Source organism: Pseudomonas sp. AC532 (assembly GCF_979258965.1).
Genome location: NZ_OZ409888.1, coordinates 2,564,621 through 2,590,287, shown reverse-complemented (window position 1 = coordinate 2,590,287; position 25,667 = coordinate 2,564,621). Strand labels below are relative to the sequence as shown.

Below are 25,667 nucleotides of genomic sequence, written 5' to 3'. Positions count from 1 at the left end.
GATGGTCGAACAACCGCAAAGGGCGCTCAGGCGCCCTTTGTTTTTTTCTACGGCGCGCTAGAATGCGCGCGTTGAAAAGAGGACGACGAACATGTGGCAGCAACGGCTGATCACCCTGCGTTCAAGGGCACGAGGCTTCCACCTGGTAACCGACGAAGTGCAGGATGCGTTACCGGAACTGGCGAGCTGCAGGGTGGGTCTGTTACACCTGTGGCTGCAGCACACGTCGGCGTCACTGACCGTCAACGAGAATGCCGACCCGGCTGTGCGCCGCGACTTCGAGCGCTTTTTTCGCCGTCTCGTTCCCGAGGTAGCAGAGGGATACGAGCACTGCGAGGAAGGCCCTGATGATTTGCCGGCGCACTTCAAGTCGAGCCTGCTGGGCGTTCAGTTGCAGATTCCGGTGAGTAACGGGCGTCTGGCACTGGGTACCTGGCAAGGGATTTACCTGGGCGAGCACCGTGAGCAGGGGGGTGCACGCCGCGTGCTGGCGACCTTGCAGGGCACGGCAAATTGATTTTTTTCCGGGCGTTCGGTACCGCTGGACGACTGGGCTATAACTAACCTGCTTTTCGCAAGTCATGAGGCTGAACATGAGCGACGAAGAACTGGAACAAGACGAGCTGGAAGGCGCAGACGAGGACGACGGCGAAGAGCTGGCGGCCGCCGATGCCGATGTGGCTGATGATGACGGCGAGTCCGACACCGCGGCACCTGCCAAGGGCAAGGCCAAGAAAGCGGTCGAGGTCGATGAGCTGCCAAGTGTCGAGGCCAAGCAAAAGGAGCGTGATGCGCTGGCTCGCGCCATGGAAGAGTTCCTGTCGCGCGGCGGCAAGGTGCAGGAGGTGGAGCCCAATGTGGTGTCCGATCCGCCCAAGAAGCCTGACAGCAAGTACGGCAGCCGCCCTATCTAGGGAATGCCGAGCTTGAATGAAAAGCCCGCCTTTGTTGGCGGGCTTTTCGTTTTGGGGGCGCTGACCGAGACAGGGACCGCCCTCGCGGCTGCAAGGTGCTCTCTACGACCGTATCGGTACTGGTCTGCGCACGTGAAGGCGCGAGTGGCTGTTTCACCCCATCTATATCGCCGCCTGGACTAGCCGGCAGTTCGCTTGCGAGCTGAGCGAGCGGCTATGTCCACGGCTCGCCAGATGGTTATGCCCAGCGCTTCAGGAGCGCCGGCAGCTCGCCCAGGCTGCGGATCTGCGCGTCGGCCGGCTTCTCGCCGGCCCACGCCTTGCCTTCAGGGTTGAACCATACCGCACGCCAGCCCGCGGCCTGTGCACCTGCGATATCGTCGCCAGGATGGTCGCCAACGTGCACCGCCTGTTCGGCTTGCATGCCGGAGCGGCCGAGCGCTTCCTGGAACGGTTTCGGGTCAGGTTTGCCGATGCCCAGTTCTTCAGCGCTGAGGATGAAACTGAAGTAGTCCGCCAGCCCGAGACGGCGCACATCGGCGTTGCCGTTGGTGATCACGCCCAGGCTGTAATGGTTCGCCAGCCCTTCCAGGGTGGTAACGGTATCGGCAAAGAAGGTAATCGCATGGCGTGCGTCGAGCATCGCCTGAAAAGCGCCTTCGGCCAGCTGCCCGGCTTCTTCGGTGGGGTAATCGACGCCTTCCAGTGCCTGGCGAAGCGTACGGCGGCGCAGCTCGCTCAGGCGATACCTGAGGGTTGGCTCTGCTTCGAGCAGGCGGGCACGAGTCTGCCCCAGATAATCAACCGATTGGCTGGCCAGGCGCGGCGCGTGCAGGCTTATCCAGTCGCGCATGGCGGTCTCGGCGCCGAGAATCACCGGACGATTGTCCCATAGGGTGTCGTCGAGATCGAAGGTGATCAGGCGGATGCTCATCAGTCCTGTTCCTTGCGGCGTTTGGCGCGTGGGTGAGCGCTGTCGTAGACCTTGCTCAGGTGCTGGAAATCCAGGTGGGTATAGATCTGCGTGGTGGCGATGTCGGCATGCCCGAGCAGCTCCTGCACGGCGCGCAGGTCCTGAGACGATTCGAGCATGTGGCTGGCGAAGGAGTGGCGCAGCATGTGCGGATGAATGTGCTGGCCCAGCTCGCTGATGCCGGCCTGACGCACCCGCAGTTGCACGGCGCGGGCACCGATGCGGCGGCCCTGGCGGCTGATGAAAACCGCGCCATCCGCTGGGTTGGCCAGTGCGCGCAGCGGCAGCCAGTGCTCCAGCGCGTCTCTGGCCTTGCTGCCGACCGGCAGTTCGCGCACCTTGTTGCCCTTGCCCACCACCCGAACAAGCCCGGCGGGCAGGTCGAGGCCATCCAGATTCAGCGCAACCAGCTCGGACAGGCGCAGGCCAGAGGAATAGAACAGCTCGAGCATGGCGTGATCGCGGCGGGCGATGAAGTCCTCTTCCTGGGCGCCATCGAGTAACTGCGTGGCGCGATCGACGTCCAGCACCTTGGGCAATCGACGTTCGCCCTTGGGCGGGGTCAGACCGCTGGCGGGGTCATGGCGGCAATGACCCTCACGAATCAGGTAGCGATACAGGCCACGGGTGGCCGATAGCAGGCGCGCCAAACTGCGCGCCGACTGGCCTTCCATGTGCAAGCGTGCGACCTGGCGGCGCAGGCGCGAGGTATCGAGGGCCGCCCAGTCGGCGAGCTGTTCCTTTTCGCTATAGGCGAGCAGCTTGCTCAGGTCGCGTCGGTAACCGTCCAGTGTGTGCACGGAGACCTGGCGCTCGCTGCGCAGGTGTTCGAGGTAGGCCTCAAGGTCAGCGGCAAGCTTCAAGCGCAGGCTCCAGCGTGACGGACGGTAAACGCTCCACCCTATGTGCGCGACTGGCTAGCGAACCGAGCGCAGCGGGGTGGAGAAGCGTGGCAGTATCCGCGATAGAACTTCGGCGATATAGCCGAGAAACAAGGTGCCCAGCGAGCTTTTGTAATGCTGCGAATCGGCGCTGCCGATCGCCAGCACGCCATGCAGGCCCTGATGGGACAGGCCGACGACCGCGGCCGAGCCGACATCCGCGCCAGCTTCGCCGAACAGGAAATTCAGCTCGTGCTCGCGCAGCACTCCGCAGATGGTCTTGCCGCCGGCCAGCAGGCCGCCGATGGCCTGGTGAGCCTCGGCGCTGCTGACACTGCGACCCACCGGCAACGGCGTGTCGCTGAACAGGATCAGCCCCACGAAGGGCACCTGGAACTCGCGGCGCAGGCTGTCTTCCACGCAACTGACCACCTCTTCGAGGCTGCTGGCATCCATCAGGTCGAGGACCAGGCGGCGGGTCTTGTCGAACAGGCGGTCATTGTCACGCGCCACGTCCATCAGGTGTGACAGGCGCTGGCGCATCTCGATGTTGCGCTCGCGCAGCAGTTTGACCTGGCGTTCGACCAGCGACACGGTATCGCCGCGCTGGTGCGGAATACGCAGCTCGGGAATCAGCTCGTCGTGGTCGATAAAGAACTCGGGGTGCAAGCGCAGGTACGCAGCGACCGTTTCCGAGTCCAGGGGCTTGGGCGAATCCTGCTGGTCAGTCATAGGCGAACCTGTCCTTCGTACACGCGCACGGCGGGGCCGGTCATCATAACCGGCTGGCCGGGGCCTGCCCATTCGATAGTCAGCTTGCCGCCTGGCAGCTCCAGTTGTACGGGCGAGTCCATCCAGCCCTGACGAATCGCGGCCACGGCAGCAGCGCAGGCGCCGGTGCCGCAGGCCTGGGTTTCCCCGGCACCGCGCTCCCAGACGCGCAGACGGCCACGCTGGCGATCAACGACCTGCAGGAAGCCGACATTCACCCGCTGCGGGAAACGCGGGTGGTGCTCCAGCTTTGCACCCAGTTCATGCACCGGTGCGCTGTCGACGTCATCGATGCGCAGCACCGCGTGCGGGTTCCCCATGGATACCGCCGCCAGCTCGTGATCCTGGCCGTCGACCTCGACGGCGTAACTCAGGGCCTCGGCCTCGGCCTGGAAAGGGATCTGCTCGGGCACCAGGCGCGGTGCGCCCATGTCCACGGTGATCAGGCCATCGGCGCGCACGTTGAGTTCGATGATGCCGCCCTTGGTTTCCACGCGGATGCTCTTCTTCACCGTCAGGCGCTTGTCCAGCACGAAGCGGGCGAAGCAGCGCGCGCCATTGCCGCACTGTTCCACTTCGCTGCCATCGGAATTGAAGATGCGGTAGCGGAAATCCACGTCCGGGTGCTGTGGCGGCTCGACCAGCAATAACTGGTCGAAGCCCACGCCGGTGTGACGGTCGCCCCACTGCTTGGCGTGCTTGGGCTGAATGTGGGCATGCTGGCTGACCAGGTCGAGGACCATGAAGTCGTTGCCCAGGCCATGCATCTTGGTAAAGCGCAATAACATGGGCATCACTCCGGCAGGCGGCTTTCGCCCGCAAAGAGCTCGTCCAGGGTTTCGCGGCGGCGCACTTCGTACGCCTGGCCGCCGTCGACCATTACCTCGGCGGCGCGACCACGGGTGTTGTAGTTGGAGCTCATCACGAAGCCATAGGCACCGGCCGAGCGCACGGCCAGCAGGTCGCCTTCGGCCAGGGTCAGGTCACGCTCTTTGGCGAGGAAGTCACCGGTTTCGCAGATCGGCCCTACGATGTCGTACTGGCGGCTGGCGCCGTCGCGCGGCTGCACCGGCACCACCTCCATCCAGGCCTGGTAAAGGGCCGGGCGGATCAGGTCGTTCATCGCCGCATCGACGATGGCGAAATCCTTGTGCTCGGTGTGCTTGAGGTATTCGACGCGGGTCAGCAGCACGCCGCCGTTGGCGACGATGAAGCGGCCCGGCTCGAACACCAGGGCCAGGTCGCGACCTTCGATGCGCTGGCGCACGGCTTTGATGTAGTCGCCGGCCAGCGGCGGCTGTTCGTCACGGTACTGCACGCCCAGACCACCGCCGAGATCGAGATGGCGGATGCGAATGCCCTGCTCGGCGAGGCGGTCGACCAAGGCCAGCAGGCGGTCGAGGGCATCGAGGAACGGTGGCAGGCTGGTCAATTGCGAGCCGATGTGGCAATCGACGCCGACCACGCTCAGGTTCGGCAGCGCCGCGGCGCGGGCGTATACCGCCTCGGCGTCGGCGATGGCGATGCCGAACTTGTTTTCCTTCAGGCCGGTGGAAATGTACGGGTGGGTGCCGGCGTCCACGTCCGGGTTGACGCGCAGCGAGATGGCCGCGGTCTTGCCGAGCTCGGCTGCGACCTGCTGCAGGCGCTCCAGCTCGTCGGTCGACTCGACGTTGAAGCAGTGCACGCCTACTTCCAGCGCGCGGCGCATGTCGTCACGGGTCTTGCCGACGCCGGAGAAAACGATCTTGTCCGCAGTGCCACCAGCGGCCAGCACCCGCTCCAGCTCACCGCGCGACACGATGTCGAAGCCCGCACCCAGGCGCGCCAGCACGTTCAGCACGCCGAGATTGGAGTTGGCCTTGACGGCGAAACACACCAGGTGCGGCATACCGGTCAGCGCGTCGGCATAGGCGCGGTACTGCGCTTCGATGTGCGCACGCGAGTAGACGTAGGTGGGCGTGCCGAAGCGCTGGGCAACGGCGGACAACGCCACACCTTCCGCGAACAGCGAGCCGTCGCGGTATTCGAAGGTGTTCATGAGCTGTCCTTATCTGTCTTGCGCGGGCGCGGACTGGGTATCATCCGGCAGGTACAGCGGGCCTTTCTGGCCACAGCCGCTGAGCAGGGTGGTGACCGCGACGAGCGCGATGAGGGCAGTGAACAGCCGCTTCATGGTCAAATCCTTGTAATAAAGCATAATTGCACCGGAGTATACCGACCCCCCGGCATGTTGCCTATGCAGCGCGGTTCCCGTCCGGCGGGGCTTTGCCCTGGTGTGCGAACGGGGCGCGGCGAGCGGTTCTTTTGCGTACGATGGTGCCGAATCTTTCATGAGGTAAGTGCAATGAGTTTGACCGAAGCCCGTTTCCACGACCTGGTCGATACCGTGCAACAGGCGGTGGAAGACATCTTCGACGACAGCGATCTGGATCTCGATCTGGAAAACTCGGCTGGCGTGCTGACGGTGCGCTTCGAAAATGGCTCGCAGCTGATTTTCAGCCGCCAGCCAGCCCTGCGACAGCTTTGGCTGGCTGCCCGCTCCGGCGGTTTCCACTTCGATTACGACGAGGACAACCAACGCTGGATCTGCGACACCAGTGACGAGCTGCTCAGCGAGATGCTCGAACGCATCGTCTCCGAGCAGTCGGGTGCCAGCCTTGAGTTCGATGAGATCTGAGCCTGCCGTCGCTGAGTCGCGCCTGGCTACGGTGCCGGTCGCGTCGCCCTGCAGGCGGCGTTGCTGCCTGAACGAGGCCGACCGGTGCCTGGGCTGCGGGCGCTTGCTGGCGGAAATCCTCGAATGGGGAACTGCCAGCGAGGAGCTCCGCCTGATCATCAGCGCGCTGGCCGAGAGGCGCCTGGCGGTGCCTTGAGCCTGCTCTTGTTTATTTGGGTGGCTGTGTTACGGTCGACTCAACTTCTGCAAAAACCCCGTCGTTTCGATGGGGTTTTGCTTTTTTTGGCGTCCAGCAAAGGAGATATGCCCGCACCATGGCCAGCACACCGTCCATCACCATTACCCGCCTCGACCTGCAGCGCCTGGAGCAGTTGCTCGACAGCCTCGATGACTTTGGCCCGACCGCCGAGGCCCTGCAGGCCGAGCTCGACCGCGCCGAGGTGGTCGGCCACGACCAGGTGCCGGCGGGCGTGGTGACCATGAATTCACGTGTGCATTGCCGTGAAGAGGGCAGTGGCAAGGACTATCACCTGACCCTGGTGTATCCACAGGACGCCGGCGGCGAAGGCAAGGTGTCGATCCTTGCCCCGGTGGGCACGGCCCTGCTGGGTCTGAGCGTGGGTCAGCACATCGACTGGCCGGTACCCGGCGGCAAGCGGCTCAAGCTGACCCTTTTGGCCGTCGAGTATCAGCCCGAAGCCGCTGGCGAGTACGCCCGCTAGTCATCACGTCCCCTGGTTCGGCCATTGCGCGTCGAGTCATCGAGCACCCCCGGGTCGAGCGCAGCGACGCCCGGGAGCCTGTCGGCCGGCAACAGCGTCTGTTTGCCAGCCGTCTTGCCCTGTCCTCACGTCGCCTCTGCCGCTGAGCGCACTCGCGCTGGCGAGGCTGCGCTGATTCTAGCTGCCTGCCAGGCCGCTGTTGCGCAACGATGTCTCCCGCCGGAAGCTAGAGCGCGCGTAGCGCGTTGTTCAGCGCATCTTCCAGGCTGGCCTTGTAGCGCAGGTGGTGCACCACCGAAGGCTGGCGGTCGCCCAGCAGCGCGGAGAGGTCGAGGTCGGTGATGTAGCAGGGGTAGCGTTGCGTCTCGCTGCGTTGCGCGAGGATGTGGCTGGCAACGCTGCTGAACAGCGCGTCGCCGTATTCCAGTTCGGAGAATTCCCGGTGGTTGCAGTACAGGCTGATGCAGGCGCGCTGCCCGTTGCCGGGCTCGACGATGGCCTGGACATCGTAGAACGGCTGGCTGACCGGACTCTGTGGCGCCGGACGTGGTTCCAGGCGTTGCGCACGCAGCGGAGCGGCAGGCTGCAATTGGTGGTAGGTGACGTCCAGCACCGGTTGCGCGCCGTCCAATGCCTGCGTGGCATTGCGTCGATACAGCAGTGACTGCAGGAAACGCTGCAGGGGCGTGAGCAGGCTGGTTTCGTCGTGAAACTGCGCCTGGCTGCGCCACACCGCGCCCAGTTCGTCGAGCACGGTGATCTGCGCCTGGCTCTCGGTTTCGTGCAGGCGATAGAACACCTGGATGCAGCCCGGTTTGCTGGCGCTGAGGATCAGCGCCAGGTCGTCGCCCTCCAGCGCATTGCGATCGAGGCGTATAGGGCTGTACGCGGCGCGGTCCTGAGCAAGGTGTTCGAGCAGTGCGGGCAGGTCGTCCAGGGTCGTGTGCCGGACCTGGCCGGGCATCAGGTCGAGCATGTGATAACGCCGGGTGATCTGCAGCAGGTAGCGCTGCGGCGCGTTGTCGAGACCGGCGAGCAGTTCGCGCAGCAGTTCCTCGACCCGCTCGGCGATGGCCACCGCACGATTGCGGCAAAAGCAACGCACCAGCACGCCGGGCCGCTCGCCGCTGGCAGGCAGCGTGTTGAGCAGATCGGCCAGGCAGTCGAGCAGGGCGTTGGGACCTTCGTAGCGCTCGACCAAGAGTTCGTTCCAGCTGTTGAGGGTAATCCGGTCGAGGGTCAGGATCAGGTTTTCGCGCACGCCTGAATAGCCCAGAGGATCGGTGCGCTCGCTGGTCATGTGCACGTTCATCTGGCTGTGCTGCCTGAGTGGGTCGAGGCCCACGTTGACCAGCAACAGCACCTTGCTCGGTTGCCGGGCGCGCAGCAAGGCTCGTTCCTGCACGCTGCCCAGGGGCATGGGCAGCGTCTGGGCCAGGCAGTTGAGCAGGTGGTTGAGCTCGAATTCGCCGAGGTCGCTGTCGCCGGGGTGCAGCGACAGGCGGGTTGCACTGTCGATGACGCCGTTGCGGTGGCTCCAGGCGAGCAGCTTGATCAGGCTGCGGGCTTGTTTCAGGGGGGCGAAATCCAGCCATTCCTGGGCGCCAAGGCTGCCGTTGAACAGGGCCCAGCGCTCGCCTTTGGGTTTCGGGCAGTAGACCAGGGTCAGGGTGTCTTCGCCGAGATCGGGGGCGATCCCCGGATTGATGAATTCGACCTTGCCGGCGCGCCGCTCGAAGGCCGCGTACAGGCGCCTGCCCAATACCGCCAGCTCGCGGGTATTGGTCGCTGCCTCGCTGGCATGCTCGCGTGCGAACTGGGTCAGAAAGCGGTAGCTGTAGTTGAGTTCGTTGACCAGCGCCTGGCGTTCGGTGCTGACCTGGCGAACCTTCCACTGGCTGCGGCTGTCGAGCATTGCCAATTGCCGTTCGCTCCAGCGCCACTCTGTGGTGAGGCGCTCCAGCAGCAGGCGCTGCCAGCTCTTGGCGCGGTTGCGTGGCGGCTTGCTGACCTTCTTGTTGACCTTCAGGTACAGGCAGCGGCGCATGAGTTCCAGGCGCTGCGGCTCGTCGCGTGCCTGCAGGTATTGCTCCAGGCGACGGTAGATCAGCACGTACGGGTCGAGCTCGTCGAGGTCCAGCTGGCCGTCGTATACCGCCTGCTTGAAGCGCAGCGACAGGCATTCCACGCGCGGATGCTCGCTGGCATAGACCTCGGTGAGCAGCAGCTTGAGGGCTGATTTGTATGGCGACTCGATGCCCTTGAACAGTTGCCACATGCCGGCGCCGATGAATTCCCCGGACGGCACATGGGCGAGGTGGCCCAGGTCGAGGACCTCGTCGTCACGAATGAAACGCTTGCTCAGCAGCGTCGCAGTGAAGCGCTCGTAGCGGTGTTCGTCGAGCGCCGGTACCAGCCACCAGAGGGGCGTGCGCCCGCCAAGCCAGATTGCCGTTCGGTAGAACTCATCGAGCAACAGGAAGTGCTGCGTGGTGCCGCAGTCGTCCGAGGTCAGGCGCGCCTCGCGCTCACCGGTGCGAAATCGCTGGGGGTCGATCAGGAAGAAGTGCGCCTCGGTACCCAGGCTAGCGGCCCAGGCTTGCAGCAGCTCGCACTTGCGGCGCAGTTTGCCGCGCGCGGCGGTGCCGAGTTCGCTGTCGTGACAGACCCAGAAGTCCATGTCGCTCTGCTCGGCCTGAGCCACGGTGCCCAGGCTGCCCATCAGAAACAGGCCGTGAATCGGCGTAGGAGTCGGGCCATGGGCTGGCTTGTAGGCGAACGAGCGGGTCAGCCGCTGGGCTTCGGCGAGCAGCGCGGCGCTGGGCTCGAAGCCGCTGAGGCCGGCGGGTGTCTGCGCACAAACGTAACCGGGCAGCAGGGGATGGTTGACGTGAAACAACAGCGGCAACAGTGTCAGCACCCGCTGCTGACGGCTCGACAGGGCCTGCATGGCGCGCAGCTCACGGCCGTGGTTGACGCGCATGAAACGCGCACGCAACTGGGTCAGCACCTTGCGGTCGATGCCGTCGTCGATATTGGGGCGCAGGGGCAGGTGGCGCGTCATGCTCGGGCTCGACCGGGTGATGAGCAAGACTACAGTCGCGCAGGGCGGCGTCGCAATCGTTGGCTGACGGGGCCTGCCGCCAACCGGGGCGGCAGGCGTGCCGAGGGATCAGGCGGGTTGTTGGGCGCTGAGAATCGCCCGCAGGCTTTGGGCGTGCTCGGCTGCTTCATGACCCAGGCGGGTCAGGTAGCCGCCATCGACTAGGCTGATCAGCCCCTTGTCGTGCAGGCGCGCAGCAGCGGCGACGGCAGTGGGTGCGGCATCGTGGTGGATCTTCAATCCCTCCTGACCATTGCCCAGGTTGAACAGCAAAAGGATTTCCAGTTCGGCGACCAGTTCGGCGGTGAAGGCCATAGTGACTCCTGCCTGTTGTTATCGTGCACGGCGTAGCCGTGGGCTCCGGGGGTGTCTGGCGCCCCGCAGACGGAGTGTAGTCAAGCCGGCGTCAGTTCGCCGAGTGGTGCTGCCACTGTTGGAGAATCCGCTGGTAGCGGCCGTTGCTGTGGATGACCTGCATGCCCTGCTCGAAACGGCCCAGCATCTCGGTGGCATCCGGGTGCCGGCGTGAAAAACTCAGGTACAACGCGGGGCGGTGCAGGGTGGTCACGGAGACGAACTGATCCTGTAGCTCGGGGTGTTCCTCGAACAGCGCCTGGGCGGTGCCGCGGTAGGCGGCGACGAAGTCGACACGGCCATGCTGCAGCATCAGGAACCCGCTGATATCGCGGCGCACTGGCACGCGAATTACCCCTTTGTCGTCATCCAGGAGGGGGCCGTACTCGTAGCCGATGGTCACGGCGACCCTGCGTCCGGCGAGGCGTCCGGGCGGTGGCGTGGCGGTGCTGCGCAACGACCAGAGCAGGATGTCATCACTGAACAGGGGCGAAGGGGGAATCAGGAAGTCGCTATCGATGCGCCTGTCGGGCGAGGTGTTGAAGCAGGCCGCCAGTTGCCCGTCGTGGGCCATCTGCATGCAGCGTGAATAGGGGTAGGGCACCAGTTCGATGGGCGTTTCGCTGACGGCGAAGGCCGCCTTGACGATATCCACCGACATCCCCTGGATCGTGCCGTCGCGGTAAGCGGTGTAGGGGTACCAGTCGTCTTCGGCGCCGATGCGCAAGGCTTCCTGGCTCCGCGCACTGGCGCTCAGCGCGATAAGCAGCGCCAGGCAAAAACGGAGAAAGGTCGAGTGGCGCATCCTTAACTACCCACGACGGATCGTCGCCACACCTTAGCAGCGCACCACGTGTGCGAGAAGGCCGCCGGGCGCTTGGGCGCCGGCTCAGTGTTCCTCAGGCAGCGTTGGCAGCACGCGCAGCGCCCGCTCGTAGCCCTCGGCATCGAAGGGGCGATCTTCGCGCAGCATGGCGTCCACTTCGTGGGCGAGCACCATGGCCATCATCTCCACGATTTCTTCGCGCGCGTAGCCGACCAGGATCAGTTTGTTGAGCACCGACTGGGCGAACGCCGGCTCGCCGGATTCCAACTGGTTCTCGATGGCCTGGACCAGGGTGTTCTCGGTGAAGGCGTCATCATCGTGCTCGTCGGTGGTGCTCATGGTGCAGGTCCGGTGGCGGGAAGGGGCACCAGTTTGCCAGCGGCCGTGGGCGTTGGCCATGCCAAGGTCCTGCAGGTGAGTGGCTCCTATAATATGGGAGTTGGTTTCGCATATTGAGAATTGATAAAAAGCCGATTAGAGTCCGGTGCCAGGAGAGCCCCATGCCCGACAAAACCAACACATCGGCACCCACGGGTGCCCAGGCCCTGTTCAGAGGCCTGGCCGTGATCGACGCCGTTGCCCAGGGTGCCAGCAGCCTGGTCGACATTGGCGCGACCATTGGCTGTACGCGCAGCACCACCCATCGGCTGATCGCCGCCCTGGTGCAGGCCGGCTATCTGCGCGCCATTGGCGGCAGCGCCGGTGGCTATCAGCTTGGCCCCAAGCTCATCGAGCTCGGCTACAAGGCCCGTGCGCAGATGCCTCTGGCCAACGTCGCGCGGCCCCATCTGGAAGCGTTGGCGCGGCTTACCCAGGACACCGTGCACCTCGGCGTGCGCGACGACGGTGATGTGCTCTACATCGAGAAGCTGCCGAGCAGCCGTGGCCTGGAAATGCGTTCGCGAATCGGCCTGCGCATGCCGCTGGCGCTGACCGGTATCGGCAAGTCGCTGATGCTCGACCTGCCTGAAACGCAGTGGCAGGAACTCTACCAGCAAGGCCTGCAGCGCCGCGCCGGGCAGTCTGGCCTGCGCGAGGAATTCACGCCCTGGGCCGATTTTCGCAGCCTGATGAGCGGCTATGCCGACGGCGGTTTCAGCTTCGACCTGGAAGAGAACGAGCTGGGCGTGCGCTGTGTCGCCGCTCCGGTTCGTGATGCCAGCGGGCAGATCGTCGCCGCGCTGAGTGTCGCAAGCGCCATTCCCTATATGCCGGAGGCGCGCTTGCACGAGCTGCGCCCGGACGTCATGGCCTGCGCGCTGGCCATTTCCCGAGAGCTGGGCTGGAGTGCCTCATGACCGAACGTGTTGCCCCGTCGCTGATCGCCCTGGACTGGGGCACCTCATCGCTGCGCGCCTACCTGCTGGGCAACGCCGGCCAGGTATTGGCCACCCAGAGCCGCCCGTGGGGCATCCAGCACACGCCGGACGGCGACTTCGCCCGTGCTTACGAGCAACTGGTCGGTGACTGGTGCCGGCAGTGGCCCGGCCTGCCGGCGCTGGCGTGCGGCATGATCGGCAGCCGCCAGGGCTGGCGCGAAGTGCCGTATGCACAGTGCCCGGCCACGGCACGTGATCTGGTTGCCGGGCTGCTGGCGCTGGATACCACCTGCGGCACGCTGCACCTGGTGCCCGGCGTGCTCGATGCCGGTGCGCTGCCCAATGTGCTTCGCGGCGAGGAAACCCAAGTGTTCGGCGCCCTGCAACTGGCGCCGGCGTTGCGCGACAACGCCCTTCTGGTGCTGCCGGGCACCCACAGCAAATGGGTCACGGTGCGAGACGGGGCGATAAGCCACTTCGCCACCCACATGACCGGCGAACTGTTCGCGGTCCTGCGAGACCATTCAATCCTTGGTCGGCCGGCGCGTGAGCAGGGCAGCGAGCGCAGCGACGAAGCGTTCCATCGCGGGCTCGACGCGGCTCGCCACAGCGCCGCTGAAGGCATCTCTGGCCGGTTATTCAGTACCCGCAGCCTGCTGCTCACCGAGCGCCTGAGCGCAGCGGCGAGCCTGGATTACCTGTCGGGCCTGCTGATCGGCGAGGAGCTGCGCAGCGTGCTGGCCGGCCTTGGTGGGAGCGACTGCCCGCCACTGGTATTGATCGGCGATGCTCAGCTGTGCGAGCGCTACCGGCTGGCGCTGGCGCGTTTCGGTGTCACCGCCGTGCGCACGCTGGAAAACGCCGGAGTCGCCGGCCTCTGGCACCTGGCCTGTGCCGCCGCCCTGATCACCGCAACGCCCACCGCCGTTTCGAGGAGTGCCCAGCATGCCTGATACCTATCTGCAGCACCTGCCGCTGATCGCCATTCTGCGCGGCGTTACCCCCGATGAGATCGTCCCCGTCGGCCTGGCGCTCTACGAGGCCGGTTTTCGCTTGATCGAGATTCCCCTCAATTCCCCCCAGCCGCTGCAGAGCATCAGGCTGCTGGCCGCCGAGCTGGGCGACCGTGCGCTGATCGGTGCCGGCACCGTGCTCAGCATCGCGCAGGTCGAGGACGTGGCCCAGGCCGGCGGGCGGTTGATCGTGTCGCCCAACTGCAACCCCGAGGTGATTCGCGCCACCCGCCGCGCCGGGTTGTTCAGTTCACCTGGGGTCGCCACGCCCAGTGAAGGCTTCGCCGCGCTGGAAGCCGGTGCCCAGGTGCTCAAGCTGTTTCCCGCCGAGCAGTTCAACCCGACCATCGTCAAGGCCTGGCGCGCGGTGTTCTCCCACGATATCGCGCTGCTGCCGGTGGGCGGTATCACGCCCGCTGGCATGGCCGCTTATGTCGAGGCGGGTGCCAGTGGCTTCGGCCTGGGCTCGGCCCTTTACAAGCCAGGCATGAGCGCGGCGGATGTTGGCGACAACGCGGCGGCATTCGTGGCGGCCTGGAGGGCTACACAACAACACTGAATTCGCTGCACCCGATCCCCCTGACAGACGCACTCGACAATAATAAAAGGAGAGCTCGTTATGCTCGTTAACCATGCACCTCGCACGTCGCAGTCATCCACCCTCGGCAAGTTGCTGAGCCGCGCCGGTTGCACACTGGCCGCACTGACCCTGGCGCTCGGCCTGGCCGTGCCAGCGATGGCGGCCGAATGGCCGAGCCGCCCGGTGAGTATCATCGTGCCGGCGGGCGCCGGCGGCGGTTCCGATGGCACGGCGCGGATCCTCTCCAAGTACCTCAAGCAGGAGCTGGGCCAGCAGTTCAACGTCATCAACCTGGGGCAGGGCGGTGGCGTGGTCGGTATCCAGAAGATCATCAGCTCCAAGGCCGACGGCTACACCCTGGGCATCCTGTTCAACTACGCGCACTACAAGGAAATGGGCCAGGCCGACTTCAAGGCCAGCGACTTCACGCCTATCGGTCAGTACAACTTCGACCTGGCCGGTTTCCAGGTCAACACCGACTCGCCTTTCACCAGCCTGCGGCAGGCGCTCGATGCGCTGAAGGCCGACCCTGCCAAGTACACCATTGCCTGCGCGGGCGGTTGTGGCGGCTCCTGGCCAATGGCAGTGGCCGGCTTGCTGGATGCCTGGCAGGTCGACTTGCAGAAAATCCGCATGATTCCCGGTCAGGGCGCCGCAGCGGCGATGCAGGACCTGGCGGCTGGAGGGGTCGACTTCGTGCCGTGCTCGCTGCCCGAGGCCGACGCGCTGCTGCGCTCGAACAAGGTGCGCAGCCTGGCGGTGTTCGGCTCCGAGCGTCAGGCCGCCTACCCGGACGTGCCGACCCTGAAAGAAGAAACCGGACTGGATCTGGAACTGGGCTCGTTCCGTGCCCTGGTGGCGCCTGCCGGCCTGCCGGACGACATCAAGGTCAAGCTCGAAACGACCTTGGAGAAAATCTACAACGACCCCGAGTGGCGCAAGGAAATGGAAGCCCGCGGCTTCCGTCCGCAGTGGCGCAACGCCGAAGCCTTCGCTCAGTACCTGGAGCAGCACACCCGCGACGTCCAGGCCTTGATCGGCAAGCTCAATCCTTAACCGGCGCAGCGCTCGCCCGTCTCTGGCGGGCGGCGTTGCTGATCGACAGGAGCGCACAGCATGAAATTCAGCGACATCACCCTTGGGGTGCTCTTCACCCTGCTTGGGCTGGGCGTTTTGGTGCAAGGCCAGCAGATGAAAACTTCGCCGTTCTTTCAGTATGGCGCCGGCTTTTTTCCTTCGATCATCGGTGGCCTGCTGGCAGTCTGCGGGGCGATTCTGCTGGTCAAGGGCATTCGCCTGGCGCTGGCTCAGCAGGACGGTTTCCGGCTGGTGCAGGCGGGCCCCTGGCTACGTGATCGCGAGCGGCTGATCAATGTCCTGCTGGTGCCAGTGCTGGTGGTGGCATTTATCGCTGCGATCGAAACCATCGGGTTCCCGCTGTGCTGCGTGCTGCTGGTCGGTGTGCTCTGCCAGCGCTTCAGCGGGCGCGCGCTGTTGTCGTGGGTCACCGCCGTGCTGGTCACGCTGTTTCTCTACCTGTTCTTCCAGCAGGTGATGAGCGTGCAGCTGCCCATGGGCTTTCTGACCGATTACCTGGGGGGCTGAGCGTGGACGCGATAATCAATGCATTCGGCATGGTGATGACCTTCGAAGTCCTGGCGGTGATGGTGATCGCCGCGCTGTACGGGTTGTTCGTCGGTGCCATTCCCGGCCTCACTGCCAGCATGGCAGTGGCGCTGATGGTGCCGGTGACCTTCTTCATGGACCCGGTGCCGGCGATTGCCGCCATCGTCACCATGGCCGCCATGGCAATCTTCTCCGGCGACCTGCCCGCCGTGTACATGCGCATGCCCGGTACGCCGGCCTCCGCGGCCTACACCGAGCCCTGCTACGGCCTGGCACAGCGTGGCCTGGGCGAATACGCACTGAGCATGAGCGCGGTGAGCTCGGCCATTGGCGGCTGCGTCGGGGTGTTGGCGCTGATGCTCTGTGCGCCGTTTCTCGCCGAGTTCGCGCTGAATTTCAGTTCGTTCGAATATTTCTGGCTGGCCTGCATGGGGCTGACTGCCGCCATCGCGGTATCCGACAGCTCGCCGGTCAAAGGCGCGGTGTCGCTGCTGCTCGGCTTGCTGGTCGCCAGCGTCGGGCTGGATCCGGTTTCCGGCGAATCGCGGTTCACCTTCGGCAATGCCGATCTGCTGGGTGGCCTGGGCTTCATCCCGGTGATCATCGGCCTGTTCGCCGTCGCCGAGATCCTGCGCTTCTGCACCCGTAACAGCCGCGCCAGCAATTCCCGGCAGGCCGCGTTGGTAGCGCAGAAACCGATGCTGCTGCAGGCGCTGCGCGACATCTTCAAATACAAGGCGGGTGTCGCTCAGGGCTCGTTCGTGGGCGTGCTGGTGGGCATCCTGCCGGGTGCTGGCGCCGATGTGGCGGCATACATTTCCTACGCGATGTCCAAGCGCGCCGCGGCCAGGCGTACCAGCGAAGACGAGATCAACATGGCCAAGGTCGTTCCGGCGACCGCCGCCAACAACGCGGCCGTCGGTGGCAGCTTCATTCCCGCCACGGTGTTCGGCATACCCGGCGATTCGTTGACTGCCATCGTCATCGGCGTGCTGTTCATGAAGGGCCTGAACCCGGGGCCGACGATCTTTACCGAGAACGCCGACATGATCAACGCGGTGTTCCTGGCGTTCCTGCTCGCCAACCTCCTGCTGATTCCCTTCGGTTTCCTTGCCATCAAACTGTTCAAGCGAGTGCTGCAGGTGCCGCAAAGCATCCTCATGCCGGTGATCCTGGCGTTCTCCATCGTCGGTGCCTTCGCCGTGGAAAACACCCTGTTCGCCATCGTCATCATTCTCGCCTTCGGCATCGTCGGCTTCTTCATGGAGGAAAACGGCTTTCCGCTGGCGCCGATGATTCTCGGTGTCGTCCTCGGGCCGATGCTGGAAGAAACCTTCATCACCTCGATGATGCGTGCCCAGGGCGACCTCATGGTGTTCTTCGAACGCCCGGTGTCGCTGGCGCTGGCCATCATCACCCTGTCTCTGTGGATGCTGCCGCTGCTGTTGCGCCTGCTCAAGCGCCGCGCCGGTATCACCCCCGAATCCCCTGCCCATCGTAAAGAGGAATGCACCCAATGACCTTCAACGACCTGCGCGGCAAGCGCGTTCTGATCACCGGCGCCACCCTCGGTATCGGCCTGGCCACTGCCCGCGCCTTCGCCAAGCTGGGCGCCCACGTTGGCATCACCGCACGCAACACGCCGGCCAACCTCGATACGCTGCTCAGCGAGCTGTCGGCCGATGGCGGCCAGGCCGCGTTCTTCGCCGGCGACCTCGGCAAGACCGAGGCCTGTGTGGCCACCGTCGCGGCATTCGTCGAGCGCTTCGGCGGCATCGATGTGCTGATCAACAACGCCGGGGCGCTGCTGGAACGTCGTGGCCTGGAAAGCATCGACGATGCCTTCTTCGACGCCATGACCGACGTCAACCTGCGTTCGGCGCTGATGGTCACTCGCGAGGCCATTCCCCATCTGCGCGCATCGGCCAAGGCCAGCGGGCAGAGCGCCGCGGTGATCACCACCGGCTCGATCGCCGCCCATGGTGGCGGTGGCCCGGGTGCCAGCCTGTACGCGGCGGCCAAGGCCTGGCTGCATAACATCCAGCGCAACTGGGTGCGCGAGTTCACCCCGGCCAACATCCGTTTCAATATCGTCTCACCCGGTACCGTGGACACCGCGTTCCATGCCGACAAGGACGAGGCCGCCCGCGCGGCGGTCAGCACCACCATCCCGATGGGCCGCTTCGGCACCCCGGACGAGATGGCGCCGTCATACCTGTTCCTGGCGTCACACGCCTGCAGCGGCTACATCACCGGCCAGGTGCTCGACGTCAACGGCGGGCAGGCCATGCCATGAGTACGCCTGTCCCGTTGGCCGCCGGCGTGCTGAGCTACGGTACGCCGATTGGCCTGGAGCAGGCGCAGCATGTCGCCGCGGCTGCGCAGCGTGAGGCTCGGGCCAATGGCTGGCCCATGGTGATTGCCGTGGCCGACAGCGGCGGCCATCTGGTGCTGCTGCACAAGCTCGATGAAGCGGCGCTGGGCAGTGTCGAAGTGGCGATCAAGAAGGCCTCCACGGCAGCGCTGTTCAAGCGCTCGACCAAGGGCTTCGAGGAAACCCTGGCCACTGGTGGAGCGGCGTTGCGGCTGCTGTCGATGCACAACGCCATTCTGCTCGAAGGCGGCGTGCCGCTGGTGCAGGACGGCAAGGTCATCGGTGCTATCGGCGTATCGGGCATGCACCCCACCCAGGACGGGCAGGTGGCGCTGGCCGGTGCGGCCGCGCTCGGCTGACGGAGCGCCCGCGCATGCAAGGTGCGCGGGCTTTTTGCTCAGGCGCGGTTGGCGATCTTCTGCAGGTTTTCGTGGATCTTGAACAGCACGATCATCAGCTCGCACCAGATACGTGCGCCGATGGCGCCACCGATCAAGGTGCCGAGGCCGCCGAGAAAACTGCCGTAACCACTGAACATCATGCCAAAACCGCTGACCGCCACGCTGAGCAGCAACAGCCAGTAGACGAAGGTGATGATTTTCGGGGTGAGCATCGCGTCGAAGAAGAACAGGTTCTTCATGGTGTAACTCCAGTCCATGGTAGGGATTCCCGGGCGGTAGAGGCTACCGCATGCGGCGCAGGGAGCGCCCGAGGCGGGCGAGAGTAGCAGCCCAGAGCGGCTGCAGCCAGCTGCCTAGAAGCGTCCATGGCAAAGACCCGTGAATGGCGTTAGCGTGCTCCTCCGGGCGGCGTTTCGCCGGTCTTTTCAGAGGATACCTGTCCATGCTCAGACTCCACGGTTTCGCGGTCAGCAACTACCACAACATGGTCAAACTCGCCTTGCTGGAGAAGGGCGTGCCGTTCGAGGAAGTGCGCACCTACGCTTCGCGTGACGAAGCCTTCCTCGCCATCAGCCCGCGCGGCAAGGTACCCGTGCTGCAGTGCGACGAGGGTTACATCAGCGAGACCTGGGCGATCCTGGAGTACCTGGAAGCGCGGGGACAGGGCCGCCCGCTGCTGCCTGAAGGCCTCTACGAGCAGGCGCGGGTGCGCGAACTGGCCAAGCACATCGAGCTGTACATCGAACTGCCGGCGCGCTCGTGCTACGCCCAGGCGTTCTTCGGCATGTCGCTGGACCCGGCGATTCTCGAGAGGGGCCGCAACGAGTTGCTCGCCGGGATCGACTCGCTCAAGCGGCTGGGGGTATTCGTGCCCTACGTGGCCGGCGACCGCCTGAGCCTGGCCGACCTGTACTTTTTGTACAGCATCGACCTGGCGGCCGCGGTTGCCCACAAGTTGTTCGAGATCGACCTGCTGGCCGATATGCCGAAAGCCCGTGGGCTGCTCGACCAGCTTGCCGCCAACCCCAACGTGCAGCGCATCGCGGCTGACAAGGAGGCGGCGATGGGCCCGTTCATGGCGCACATGCAGGCGAACCTGAAAGGCTGATCAGCCTGCGGCGAAGTCGGTCAGCGCTTCGCCGGCGAGGCGGTAGCCGATCCATTCGTTCTGCGGCTTGGCGCCGATGGAGTCGTAGAACTCGATGGCCGGTGTGTTCCAGTCCAGCACCGACCACTCGAAGCGCCCGCAGCCGCGCGCTACCGCCAGCCTGGCCAGTTGGCGCAGCAGCGCCTTGCCGGCGCCGACGCCGCGCTGCTCCGGGGTGACGTACAGGTCTTCCAGGTACAGGCCGTGCTTGCCCAGCCAGGTCGAGTAGTTGAAGAAATACACGGCGTAGCCGATCGGCTCGCCGTCCAGTTCGCAGATCAGGCCGTGGGCAGTGCTGCCCTCGCCGAACAGGCTGTTCTCGATGCCGGCAACATCGGTCTTCACCTCGTGCTCGGCCTTCTCGTAGATGGCCAGGTCAGTGATGAAGCGCAGGATCAGCGCGGCGTCTTCGCGTACGGCAGGGCGGATGTTCAGGGGCATGAGGTATCTCGTCGCGTTTTTTAGCTGTATGTGACTGTCAGCCACGTCAAGGGCAGGCCCACCAGGCAAAAGAAGCCGAAAGCCGCGACCCATGCACTGCGCGAACCCATTGGGTCGCTTATGCGAAGCGGCAGGTTCGGGTAGTGGCCCAGGGTCAGCAGTCGTAGTGCCAACCAGCCGGTGGTGTAGAAGACGTAGCCGATGATGATTTCAAGTGCGATCTCGGCGAGCAGCATCAAGCCACGCAACAACAGTTCGGGCATGGGAACTCCTTTTCCCGGTTCTCGCTGAGCCGCGTTTAGCGGCTGGCCAGCAGGTTCTGGCCGCGAGCCACCGCTGCACGCACCTGAGCCGGTGCAGTGCCGCCAATATGGTTACGGGCATTCACCGAGCCTTCCAGGGTCAGCACGGCGAACACGTCCTGCTCGATCTGATCGCTGAACTGGCGCAATTCGTCGAGGCTCATCTCGGCCAGGTCCTTGCCGGTGTCCACGCCGTATTTCACCGCATGGCCGACGATCTCGTGGCAGTCGCGAAACGGCAGGCCCTTGCGCACCAGGTAGTCGGCGAGGTCCGTGGCGGTGGAAAAGCCGCGCAGCGCCGCTTCACGCATGATGGCGTGCTTGGGCTTGATGGCCGGGATCATGTCGGCGAAGGCGCGCAGCGAATCGCGCAGCGTGTCGGCGGCGTCGAACAACGGTTCCTTGTCTTCCTGATTGTCCTTGTTGTAGGCCAGCGGCTGGCCTTTCATCAGGGTCAGCAGGCCGGTCAGGGCACCGAACACGCGGCCGGTCTTGCCACGTACCAGTTCGGGCACGTCGGGGTTCTTCTTCTGCGGCATGATCGAGGAGCCGGTGCAAAAACGATCCGGCAGGTCGATGAACTGGAACTGCGCGCTGGTCCACAGCACCAGCTCCTCGGAGAAGCGCGACAGGTGCATCATCGCGATGGAAGCCGCGGCACAGAATTCGATGGCGAAGTCGCGATCCGACACGCCGTCCAGCGAGTTGCCGCCCACGGCGTCGAAGCCGAGCAGTTCAGCGGTGATTTCACGCTGGATCGGGTAGGTGGTGCCGGCCAGTGCAGCGCTGCCCAGGGGCATGCGGTTGGTGCGCTTGCGGCAGTCGAGCAAACGCTCGTGGTCGCGGCTGAGCATTTCGAACCAGGCCAGCAGGTGATGGCCGAAGGTCACCGGTTGGGCAGTCTGCAAATGGGTGAAGCCGGGCATGATGGTCTCGGCTTCACGCTCGGCCTGCTCCAGCAGACCCTGCTGCAGGCGAGTGATTTCGGCGAGGATGACGTCGATCTCGTCGCGCAGCCACAGGCGGATGTCGGTGGCAACCTGATCGTTGCGCGAGCGGCCGGTGTGCAGCTTCTTGCCGGTCACGCCGATGCGGTCGGTCAGGCGCGCCTCGATGTTCATGTGCACGTCTTCCAGGTCGACGCGCCAGTCGAAGGTGCCGGCTTCGATTTCGCCCTGAATCTGGGTAAGGCCGTCGATGATCGTGTCGCGCTCGGCGTCGCTCAGCACACCGGCCTTGGCCAGCATGGTGGCGTGGGCGATGGAGCCCATGATGTCGTGGCGGTACAGGCGCTTGTCGAACTCGACCGAGGCGGTGAAGCGGGCGACGAAGGCATCGACGGGCTCGCTGAAGCGGCCGCCCCAGGACTGATTGGTTTTTTCGTTGCTCATGGATTTGGCTCGGCTGTATGCAGGTGCGGACGGGCCGGAAGCATCCGGCTCGACGGAAAAGTGCGCTGATGATAACAGACGCCGCGCGCCGCGCAGCGGCTAGGGCGAGTGTCGCCTGGATCACAGTTTCACTGCGCTGACCGGCATTTCGGTGGCTTATTTCACCCGCCTGCGAAGGGCTCTCTTGCCGGTTGGCAGGCGCGCGCGGAAACTGCGGCGATGAACGCCAATCGCAACGCCTCGACCCCGACCAAACCCGACGATTTCTTCGTGCCGGAGCTGTGCCAGCCCGAAGCGCTGCTCAGCGCCGTGCTGCTCGCGGAGCTGCTGGTACTGGTGCTGGTGCTCGCCGAGCCGATGCTGCCCGGTTTCGACTGGGTGCGCCTGGCGCTGACGTCCCTGTTCGTGCAGTGGATCGTGCTGCTGTCATCGGCGCTGTTGTGCCGCCTGCGCCCGCTGCTGGCGCGCTTGCAGGCCGTGTGGGCGGGCGCTGCGTGCTGCGCGCTGGTGGTCGGGCTGACCCTGGGTTGCACGGCAGTAGCCGACTACTACGACCTGGGTGGGCCGCTGCCCCACGACGGCGAGGTGAACCTGTACCTGCGCCACGCCCTCATCAGCCTGATCATGTCGGCGCTGCTGCTGCGCTACTTCTACCTGCAGAGCCAGTGGCGGCGCCAGGAGCAGGCGGAGCTGCGCGCGCGCATCGAATCGCTGCAGGCACGGATACGCCCGCATTTCCTGTTCAACAGTTTGAACAGCATCGCCAGCCTGGTTGTCACAGATTCAGTTAGGGCGGAACAGGCCGTACTGGATTTATCCGACCTGTTCCGGGCCAGCCTGGCCAGGCCCGGTAGCCTCGTAAGCTGGAGCGAGGAGCTGGAACTGGCGCAGCGATACCTGTCGATCGAGCACTACCGACTCGGCGAGCGACTACAGTTGCAGTGGGAGGTTGATGATGTCCCCGCTGATTTACCCATTCCCCAGCTGACCCTGCAGCCGCTGTTGGAGAATGCATTGATCTACGGTATCCAGCCACGTATCGAAGGGGGACTGGTGCAGATATCAGCCAATTACATCGACGGGGTATTCAACCTCAGCGTCAGCAATCCATACGAGGACGGCGGCGCGCCTCTGGCGTCACGCGGAACCCATCAGGCGCTGGCCAACATCGATGCGCGTCTTGCGGCGCTTTTCGGGCCGCAAGCCAACCTCAGCGTGGAGCGTCGTGATGGCCGTCACTACACCCGTCTACGCTACCCATGTGCAAGACCCATGCAGGAAGCCAGATCATTATGAATGTCTTGATCGTCGATGACGAACCCCTTGCTCGAGAGCGTTTGAGCCGCATGGTTTCTTCGCTCGAGGGTTATCGTGTTGTCGAGCCCTCTGCGAGCAATGGCGAGGAAGCGCTCGCGCTTGTCGAGAGTCTCAAACCGGATGTAGTGCTGCTCGATATCCGCATGCCAGGCCTCGATGGCCTGCAGGCTGCCGCTCGCCTGTGCGAGCGAGAGGCGCCACCAGCCGTGATCTTCTGCACGGCCCATGATGAATTTGCAGTGGAGGCCTTTCAGGTCAGCGCCGTCGGTTACCTGGTCAAGCCGGTGCGCTCGGAACACCTCGAAGATGCGCTGAAGAAGGCCGAGCGCCTCAATCGCGTGCAGCTTGCTGCGCTCACCCGCCCGGCGGCGGAAAGCGGCGTTGGCCCGCGCAGCCATATCAGTGCGCGCACCCGCAAGGGCATCGAATTGATACCGCTGGATCACGTGATCTACTTCATCGCCGATCACAAGTACGTCACCCTGCGCCATGAGGGCGGTGAAGTGCTGCTGGACGAGCCGCTCAAGGCACTGGAAGACGAGTTCGGTGATCGCTTCGTGCGCATCCACCGCAATGCCCTGGTCTCGCGCGAACGCATCGAGCGATTGCAGCGCACGCCATTGGGGCATTTCCAGCTCTACCTCAAGGGTCTCAATGGCGATGCGCTGGTGGTCAGCCGTCGCCACGTGGCGGGCGTACGCAAGTTGATGAACCACATCTAGCGGCCGGTAACTAGGGCGAAGGGTCGCAGGCCGCGTCCGGCTTGTGACCCTGGAGCCTGTTATCATCGGCGACAGTTCGTTTTCTGGAATTGTCCCATGCCCCGCGAAATACGCATCGCAACCCGCAAGAGTGCCTTGGCCCTATGGCAGGCCGAGTACGTCAAGGCACGCCTCGAACAGGCCCATCCAGGGCTGCAGGTAAGCCTGGTGCCAATGGTCAGCCGCGGGGACAAGCTGCTCGATGCGCCGCTGGCCAAGATCGGCGGCAAGGGGCTGTTCGTCAAGGAACTGGAAACCGCCCTGCTGGAAAATCGTGCCGACATCGCCGTGCACTCCATGAAGGATGTGCCGATGGATTTCCCGGAAGGCCTTGGTCTGTTCTGCATCTGCGAGCGCGAAGACCCGCGTGATGCCTTTGTGTCCAACGATTTCGCCAGCCTGGAGACACTGCCGGCCGGCAGCGTGGTGGGAACCTCCAGCCTGCGTCGTCAGGCACAGTTGCTGGCCCGCCGACCCGACCTGAAAATCCAGTTCTTGCGCGGCAACGTCAACACCCGGCTGGCCAAGCTGGACGCCGGGGAATATGACGCCATCATCCTGGCAGCCGCTGGCTTGATCCGTCTTGGTTTTGAATCGCGCATACGCGCCTCGATCACCGTCGAGCACAGCCTGCCGGCCGGTGGCCAGGGGGCGGTCGGTATCGAATGCCGGGTGGCCGACAGCGAAGTGCAAACCTTGCTCGCCCCCCTCAATCACCCTGAAACCGCCTTGCGGGTAACCGCCGAGCGGGCCCTGAACAGGCACCTCAACGGCGGTTGCCAGGTGCCCATCGCCTGCTATGCGGTGCTCGAAGGTGAGCAGTTGTGGTTGCGCGGCCTGGTCGGTGAGCCCGATGGCGGGCGTTTGCTGCGGGCCGAGCTGCGTGGCGCTGCGACAGACGCCAAGCGCCTTGGGATCGAGGTGGCCGAGGCCTTGCTGGCCCAGGGAGCCGGCGGCATCCTGCAGGCCATCTACCACGAGGATGGCGCCGAGTGAACGGTTGGCGCCTGCTGCTGACGCGGCCCGAGCAGGAATGTCAGGCGCTGGCCGCGACGCTGGCCGATGCCGGGGTGCATGGCGCCTGCCTGCCGCTGCTACGCATCGAGCCTTTGCCGGAAACCCCGCAGCACAGCGCGCTGATCTGCGACTTGCATCGTTACACGGCTGTCATCGTGGTCAGCAAACCGGCGGCTCGCCTGGGCCTGGCGCTACTCGACCGCTACTGGCCACAGCCGCTCGCCGATCAGCCCTGGTTCAGTGTCGGCGCAGGGACCGGGCAGATTCTTGCCGATTACGGGTTGCCGGTATGCTGGCCAGCGAAGGGCGACGACAGCGAGGCGCTGCTCGACCTGCCCGAGCTGCAAAAACCACTGCGCGAGGCACTGTTTCCGCGCGTGCTGATCATTCGCGGCGAGGACGGCCGCGACTTGCTCGCCGAGCGATTGCGCAGCCAGGGCGCAGAAGTGAACTACCTGCCGGTCTACCGCCGCGTGGCGCCAAGCTACCCTGCCGGGACCCTGCAGCGGCTATTACAGGTGGAACGCTTGAATGGGCTGGTGGTCAGCAGTGGGCAGGGCCTGCTGCATCTGCGCGAACTGGCGGCCGATGATTGGCAGCAACTGGCGCAACTACCCGTGTTCGTACCGAGCCCACGCGTTGCCCTGATGGCGCGTGAGCTGGGTGCGGCGAATGTTGTGGACTGCCGTGGTGCTGACACCGCGGCGTTGTTGGCGGCCTTGCGTGCGCAGGCTTCGCCCGACTCTTGAAGCAT

32 protein-coding genes are annotated in these 25,667 nt (G+C 64.8%); 18 read left to right on the top strand and 14 right to left on the bottom strand.

The window, feature by feature from the left end; translation table 11 throughout:
* Positions 1-91: 91 nt before the first annotated feature.
* Together ACZ0AV_RS12270 and sutA are read left to right on the top strand one after the other, a co-directional pair.
* A complete protein-coding gene (locus ACZ0AV_RS12270) occupies positions 92-517 on the top strand; it encodes a secondary thiamine-phosphate synthase enzyme YjbQ (protein WP_499151280.1) in 426 nt (141 codons plus the stop codon).
* A gap of 76 nt (positions 518-593) precedes the next feature.
* Complete coding sequence (sutA, locus tag ACZ0AV_RS12265) at positions 594-914, top strand: dormancy-specific transcriptional regulator SutA (protein WP_499151279.1); 321 nt, start codon at positions 594-596, stop codon at positions 912-914.
* Positions 915-1,152: 238 nt separating this feature from the next.
* On the opposite strand, the gene ACZ0AV_RS12260 is transcribed toward sutA, so the two are convergent.
* Genes ACZ0AV_RS12260 through lptM form a run of 6 tightly spaced genes read right to left on the bottom strand, consistent with a single transcriptional unit; the run spans position 1,153 to position 5,715 of the window.
* Positions 1,153-1,848, bottom strand: coding sequence for an HAD family hydrolase (locus ACZ0AV_RS12260; RefSeq protein ID WP_499151278.1), 696 nt, complete (start codon positions 1,846-1,848; stop codon positions 1,153-1,155).
* The gene (gene xerC / locus ACZ0AV_RS12255; protein ID WP_499151277.1) at positions 1,848-2,750 is read right to left on the bottom strand and encodes a tyrosine recombinase XerC; all 903 of its coding nucleotides are present in this window, start codon (positions 2,748-2,750) and stop codon (positions 1,848-1,850) included. The genes ACZ0AV_RS12260 and xerC overlap by 1 nt, the downstream gene beginning before the upstream one ends.
* Before the next feature lie 54 nt (positions 2,751-2,804).
* Entirely contained in the window at positions 2,805-3,500 is a 696-nt protein-coding gene (locus ACZ0AV_RS12250) for a DUF484 family protein (protein WP_499151276.1), read from the bottom strand.
* Positions 3,497-4,327 carry a diaminopimelate epimerase gene (gene dapF, locus ACZ0AV_RS12245; RefSeq protein WP_499151275.1) on the bottom strand — a complete coding sequence of 277 codons (831 nt, stop codon included), beginning with the start codon at positions 4,325-4,327 and terminating at the stop codon, positions 3,497-3,499. Before dapF ends, ACZ0AV_RS12250 begins: the two co-directional genes overlap by 4 nt.
* Positions 4,328-4,332: 5 nt before the next feature.
* Positions 4,333-5,580 carry a diaminopimelate decarboxylase gene (lysA, locus tag ACZ0AV_RS12240; RefSeq protein ID WP_499151274.1) on the bottom strand — a complete coding sequence of 416 codons (1,248 nt, stop codon included), beginning with the start codon at positions 5,578-5,580 and terminating at the stop codon, positions 4,333-4,335.
* 9 nt (positions 5,581-5,589) lie between these two features.
* Positions 5,590-5,715 carry an LPS translocon maturation chaperone LptM gene (gene lptM / locus ACZ0AV_RS12235; RefSeq protein WP_082045717.1) on the bottom strand — a complete coding sequence of 42 codons (126 nt, stop codon included), beginning with the start codon at positions 5,713-5,715 and terminating at the stop codon, positions 5,590-5,592.
* A 171-nt stretch (positions 5,716-5,886) separates the two neighbouring features.
* Between lptM and cyaY the strand changes: the two genes are divergently transcribed.
* From cyaY to rnk, 3 genes are all read left to right on the top strand, one after another.
* Positions 5,887-6,219, top strand: coding sequence for an iron donor protein CyaY (cyaY, locus tag ACZ0AV_RS12230; RefSeq protein ID WP_499151273.1), 333 nt, complete (start codon positions 5,887-5,889; stop codon positions 6,217-6,219).
* Positions 6,209-6,415, top strand: coding sequence for a DUF1289 domain-containing protein (locus tag ACZ0AV_RS12225; protein WP_499151272.1), 207 nt, complete (start codon positions 6,209-6,211; stop codon positions 6,413-6,415). The genes cyaY and ACZ0AV_RS12225 overlap by 11 nt, the downstream gene beginning before the upstream one ends.
* A 118-nt stretch (positions 6,416-6,533) precedes the next feature.
* On the top strand, positions 6,534-6,941 hold the full coding sequence (rnk, locus tag ACZ0AV_RS12220; RefSeq protein ID WP_499151271.1) for a nucleoside diphosphate kinase regulator: 408 nt from the start codon (positions 6,534-6,536) through the stop codon (positions 6,939-6,941).
* Between the two features lie 226 nt (positions 6,942-7,167).
* On the opposite strand, the gene ACZ0AV_RS12215 is transcribed toward rnk, so the two are convergent.
* From ACZ0AV_RS12215 to ACZ0AV_RS12200, 4 genes are all read right to left on the bottom strand, one after another.
* Positions 7,168-10,005, bottom strand: coding sequence for a class I adenylate cyclase (locus tag ACZ0AV_RS12215; protein ID WP_499151270.1), 2,838 nt, complete (start codon positions 10,003-10,005; stop codon positions 7,168-7,170).
* Positions 10,006-10,113: 108 nt separating this feature from the next.
* Positions 10,114-10,359, bottom strand: a complete 246-nt coding sequence (locus ACZ0AV_RS12210) for a TIGR02647 family protein (protein WP_499151269.1) — start codon at positions 10,357-10,359, stop codon at positions 10,114-10,116.
* A 91-nt stretch (positions 10,360-10,450) separates the two neighbouring features.
* On the bottom strand, positions 10,451-11,203 hold the full coding sequence (locus ACZ0AV_RS12205) for a substrate-binding periplasmic protein (RefSeq protein ID WP_499151268.1): 753 nt from the start codon (positions 11,201-11,203) through the stop codon (positions 10,451-10,453).
* A gap of 84 nt (positions 11,204-11,287) precedes the next feature.
* Entirely contained in the window at positions 11,288-11,563 is a 276-nt protein-coding gene (locus tag ACZ0AV_RS12200) for a hypothetical protein (protein WP_499151267.1), read from the bottom strand.
* 161 nt (positions 11,564-11,724) lie between these two features.
* Between ACZ0AV_RS12200 and ACZ0AV_RS12195 the strand changes: the two genes are divergently transcribed.
* The 8 genes from ACZ0AV_RS12195 to ACZ0AV_RS12160 are packed head-to-tail and all read left to right on the top strand — an operon-like array spanning position 11,725 to position 18,495.
* Positions 11,725-12,522: an IclR family transcriptional regulator gene (locus tag ACZ0AV_RS12195; protein WP_499151266.1), complete on the top strand. Its 798-nt coding sequence runs from the start codon at positions 11,725-11,727 to the stop codon at positions 12,520-12,522.
* Complete coding sequence (locus tag ACZ0AV_RS12190; RefSeq protein ID WP_499151265.1) at positions 12,519-13,496, top strand: 2-dehydro-3-deoxygalactonokinase; 978 nt, start codon at positions 12,519-12,521, stop codon at positions 13,494-13,496. Before ACZ0AV_RS12195 ends, ACZ0AV_RS12190 begins: the two co-directional genes overlap by 4 nt.
* Entirely contained in the window at positions 13,489-14,115 is a 627-nt protein-coding gene (locus ACZ0AV_RS12185; RefSeq protein WP_499151264.1) for a 2-dehydro-3-deoxy-6-phosphogalactonate aldolase, read from the top strand. Before ACZ0AV_RS12190 ends, ACZ0AV_RS12185 begins: the two co-directional genes overlap by 8 nt.
* 60 nt (positions 14,116-14,175) lie before the next feature.
* Entirely contained in the window at positions 14,176-15,192 is a 1,017-nt protein-coding gene (locus tag ACZ0AV_RS12180) for a Bug family tripartite tricarboxylate transporter substrate binding protein (protein ID WP_499151263.1), read from the top strand.
* 60 nt (positions 15,193-15,252) lie between these two features.
* Entirely contained in the window at positions 15,253-15,741 is a 489-nt protein-coding gene (locus ACZ0AV_RS12175; RefSeq protein WP_499151262.1) for a tripartite tricarboxylate transporter TctB family protein, read from the top strand.
* A 2-nt stretch (positions 15,742-15,743) separates the two neighbouring features.
* Entirely contained in the window at positions 15,744-17,282 is a 1,539-nt protein-coding gene (locus ACZ0AV_RS12170; protein WP_499151261.1) for a tripartite tricarboxylate transporter permease, read from the top strand.
* Positions 17,279-18,058, top strand: a complete 780-nt coding sequence (locus ACZ0AV_RS12165; RefSeq protein ID WP_499151260.1) for an SDR family NAD(P)-dependent oxidoreductase — start codon at positions 17,279-17,281, stop codon at positions 18,056-18,058. The genes ACZ0AV_RS12170 and ACZ0AV_RS12165 overlap by 4 nt, the downstream gene beginning before the upstream one ends.
* Entirely contained in the window at positions 18,055-18,495 is a 441-nt protein-coding gene (locus tag ACZ0AV_RS12160) for a GlcG/HbpS family heme-binding protein (RefSeq protein ID WP_499151259.1), read from the top strand. Before ACZ0AV_RS12165 ends, ACZ0AV_RS12160 begins: the two co-directional genes overlap by 4 nt.
* Before the next feature lie 38 nt (positions 18,496-18,533).
* Here the strand turns inward: ACZ0AV_RS12160 and ACZ0AV_RS12155 are convergent, their stop codons facing one another.
* A complete protein-coding gene (locus ACZ0AV_RS12155; RefSeq protein WP_499151258.1) occupies positions 18,534-18,794 on the bottom strand; it encodes a DUF4282 domain-containing protein in 261 nt (86 codons plus the stop codon).
* A gap of 185 nt (positions 18,795-18,979) precedes the next feature.
* Here ACZ0AV_RS12155 and ACZ0AV_RS12150 point away from each other — a divergent pair, with 185 nt between their 5' ends.
* The gene (locus ACZ0AV_RS12150; RefSeq protein ID WP_499151257.1) at positions 18,980-19,645 is read left to right on the top strand and encodes a glutathione S-transferase family protein; all 666 of its coding nucleotides are present in this window, start codon (positions 18,980-18,982) and stop codon (positions 19,643-19,645) included.
* Here the strand turns inward: ACZ0AV_RS12150 and ACZ0AV_RS12145 are convergent, their stop codons facing one another.
* Genes ACZ0AV_RS12145 through argH form a run of 3 tightly spaced genes read right to left on the bottom strand, consistent with a single transcriptional unit; the run spans position 19,646 to position 21,818 of the window.
* Entirely contained in the window at positions 19,646-20,125 is a 480-nt protein-coding gene (locus ACZ0AV_RS12145; protein ID WP_499151256.1) for a GNAT family N-acetyltransferase, read from the bottom strand.
* Positions 20,126-20,145: 20 nt separating this feature from the next.
* Positions 20,146-20,388 carry a hypothetical protein gene (locus ACZ0AV_RS12140; RefSeq protein ID WP_499151255.1) on the bottom strand — a complete coding sequence of 81 codons (243 nt, stop codon included), beginning with the start codon at positions 20,386-20,388 and terminating at the stop codon, positions 20,146-20,148.
* A gap of 35 nt (positions 20,389-20,423) precedes the next feature.
* A complete protein-coding gene (gene argH, locus ACZ0AV_RS12135) occupies positions 20,424-21,818 on the bottom strand; it encodes an argininosuccinate lyase (protein ID WP_499151254.1) in 1,395 nt (464 codons plus the stop codon).
* Positions 21,819-22,037: 219 nt separating this feature from the next.
* Between argH and ACZ0AV_RS12130 the strand changes: the two genes are divergently transcribed.
* The 4 genes from ACZ0AV_RS12130 (at position 22,038) to ACZ0AV_RS12115 (ending at position 25,662) form a co-directional block, all read left to right on the top strand.
* Positions 22,038-23,114, top strand: coding sequence for a sensor histidine kinase (locus ACZ0AV_RS12130; RefSeq protein WP_499151253.1), 1,077 nt, complete (start codon positions 22,038-22,040; stop codon positions 23,112-23,114).
* Positions 23,111-23,857: a LytR/AlgR family response regulator transcription factor gene (locus ACZ0AV_RS12125; protein ID WP_499151252.1), complete on the top strand. Its 747-nt coding sequence runs from the start codon at positions 23,111-23,113 to the stop codon at positions 23,855-23,857. The genes ACZ0AV_RS12130 and ACZ0AV_RS12125 overlap by 4 nt, the downstream gene beginning before the upstream one ends.
* Before the next feature lie 96 nt (positions 23,858-23,953).
* Positions 23,954-24,892: a hydroxymethylbilane synthase gene (hemC, locus tag ACZ0AV_RS12120; RefSeq protein ID WP_499151251.1), complete on the top strand. Its 939-nt coding sequence runs from the start codon at positions 23,954-23,956 to the stop codon at positions 24,890-24,892.
* The gene (locus ACZ0AV_RS12115; RefSeq protein ID WP_499151250.1) at positions 24,889-25,662 is read left to right on the top strand and encodes a uroporphyrinogen-III synthase; all 774 of its coding nucleotides are present in this window, start codon (positions 24,889-24,891) and stop codon (positions 25,660-25,662) included. Before hemC ends, ACZ0AV_RS12115 begins: the two co-directional genes overlap by 4 nt.
* Positions 25,663-25,667 lie beyond the last annotated feature (5 nt).

Bases quoted from the DNA above. Each gene is read 5' to 3' on its own strand.
- ACZ0AV_RS12225 (WP_499151272.1), top strand. From the start codon at position 6,209: ATGAGATCTGAGCCTGCCGTCGCTGAGTCGCGCCTGGCTACGGTGCCG.
- ACZ0AV_RS12260 (WP_499151278.1), bottom strand. From the start codon at position 1,848: ATGAGCATCCGCCTGATCACCTTCGATCTCGACGACACCCTATGGGAC.
- cyaY (WP_499151273.1), top strand. From the start codon at position 5,887: ATGAGTTTGACCGAAGCCCGTTTCCACGACCTGGTCGATACCGTGCAA.
- ACZ0AV_RS12210 (WP_499151269.1), bottom strand. From the start codon at position 10,359: ATGGCCTTCACCGCCGAACTGGTCGCCGAACTGGAAATCCTTTTGCTG.
- hemC (WP_499151251.1), top strand. From the start codon at position 23,954: ATGCCCCGCGAAATACGCATCGCAACCCGCAAGAGTGCCTTGGCCCTA.
- ACZ0AV_RS12160 (WP_499151259.1), top strand. From the start codon at position 18,055: ATGAGTACGCCTGTCCCGTTGGCCGCCGGCGTGCTGAGCTACGGTACG.
- lysA (WP_499151274.1), bottom strand. From the start codon at position 5,580: ATGAACACCTTCGAATACCGCGACGGCTCGCTGTTCGCGGAAGGTGTG.
- ACZ0AV_RS12270 (WP_499151280.1), top strand. From the start codon at position 92: ATGTGGCAGCAACGGCTGATCACCCTGCGTTCAAGGGCACGAGGCTTC.
- ACZ0AV_RS12185 (WP_499151264.1), top strand. From the start codon at position 13,489: ATGCCTGATACCTATCTGCAGCACCTGCCGCTGATCGCCATTCTGCGC.
- ACZ0AV_RS12155 (WP_499151258.1), bottom strand. From the start codon at position 18,794: ATGGACTGGAGTTACACCATGAAGAACCTGTTCTTCTTCGACGCGATG.
- ACZ0AV_RS12180 (WP_499151263.1), top strand. From the start codon at position 14,176: ATGCTCGTTAACCATGCACCTCGCACGTCGCAGTCATCCACCCTCGGC.
- ACZ0AV_RS12175 (WP_499151262.1), top strand. From the start codon at position 15,253: ATGAAATTCAGCGACATCACCCTTGGGGTGCTCTTCACCCTGCTTGGG.
- ACZ0AV_RS12140 (WP_499151255.1), bottom strand. From the start codon at position 20,388: ATGCCCGAACTGTTGTTGCGTGGCTTGATGCTGCTCGCCGAGATCGCA.
- ACZ0AV_RS12165 (WP_499151260.1), top strand. From the start codon at position 17,279: ATGACCTTCAACGACCTGCGCGGCAAGCGCGTTCTGATCACCGGCGCC.
- ACZ0AV_RS12150 (WP_499151257.1), top strand. From the start codon at position 18,980: ATGCTCAGACTCCACGGTTTCGCGGTCAGCAACTACCACAACATGGTC.
- sutA (WP_499151279.1), top strand. From the start codon at position 594: ATGAGCGACGAAGAACTGGAACAAGACGAGCTGGAAGGCGCAGACGAG.
- rnk (WP_499151271.1), top strand. From the start codon at position 6,534: ATGGCCAGCACACCGTCCATCACCATTACCCGCCTCGACCTGCAGCGC.
- ACZ0AV_RS12195 (WP_499151266.1), top strand. From the start codon at position 11,725: ATGCCCGACAAAACCAACACATCGGCACCCACGGGTGCCCAGGCCCTG.
- dapF (WP_499151275.1), bottom strand. From the start codon at position 4,327: ATGTTATTGCGCTTTACCAAGATGCATGGCCTGGGCAACGACTTCATG.
- ACZ0AV_RS12190 (WP_499151265.1), top strand. From the start codon at position 12,519: ATGACCGAACGTGTTGCCCCGTCGCTGATCGCCCTGGACTGGGGCACC.
- ACZ0AV_RS12145 (WP_499151256.1), bottom strand. From the start codon at position 20,125: ATGCCCCTGAACATCCGCCCTGCCGTACGCGAAGACGCCGCGCTGATC.
- ACZ0AV_RS12250 (WP_499151276.1), bottom strand. From the start codon at position 3,500: ATGACTGACCAGCAGGATTCGCCCAAGCCCCTGGACTCGGAAACGGTC.
- ACZ0AV_RS12130 (WP_499151253.1), top strand. From the start codon at position 22,038: ATGAACGCCAATCGCAACGCCTCGACCCCGACCAAACCCGACGATTTC.
- ACZ0AV_RS12200 (WP_499151267.1), bottom strand. From the start codon at position 11,563: ATGAGCACCACCGACGAGCACGATGATGACGCCTTCACCGAGAACACC.
- argH (WP_499151254.1), bottom strand. From the start codon at position 21,818: ATGAGCAACGAAAAAACCAATCAGTCCTGGGGCGGCCGCTTCAGCGAG.
- lptM (WP_082045717.1), bottom strand. From the start codon at position 5,715: ATGAAGCGGCTGTTCACTGCCCTCATCGCGCTCGTCGCGGTCACCACC.
- ACZ0AV_RS12125 (WP_499151252.1), top strand. From the start codon at position 23,111: ATGAATGTCTTGATCGTCGATGACGAACCCCTTGCTCGAGAGCGTTTG.
- ACZ0AV_RS12205 (WP_499151268.1), bottom strand. From the start codon at position 11,203: ATGCGCCACTCGACCTTTCTCCGTTTTTGCCTGGCGCTGCTTATCGCG.
- ACZ0AV_RS12215 (WP_499151270.1), bottom strand. From the start codon at position 10,005: ATGACGCGCCACCTGCCCCTGCGCCCCAATATCGACGACGGCATCGAC.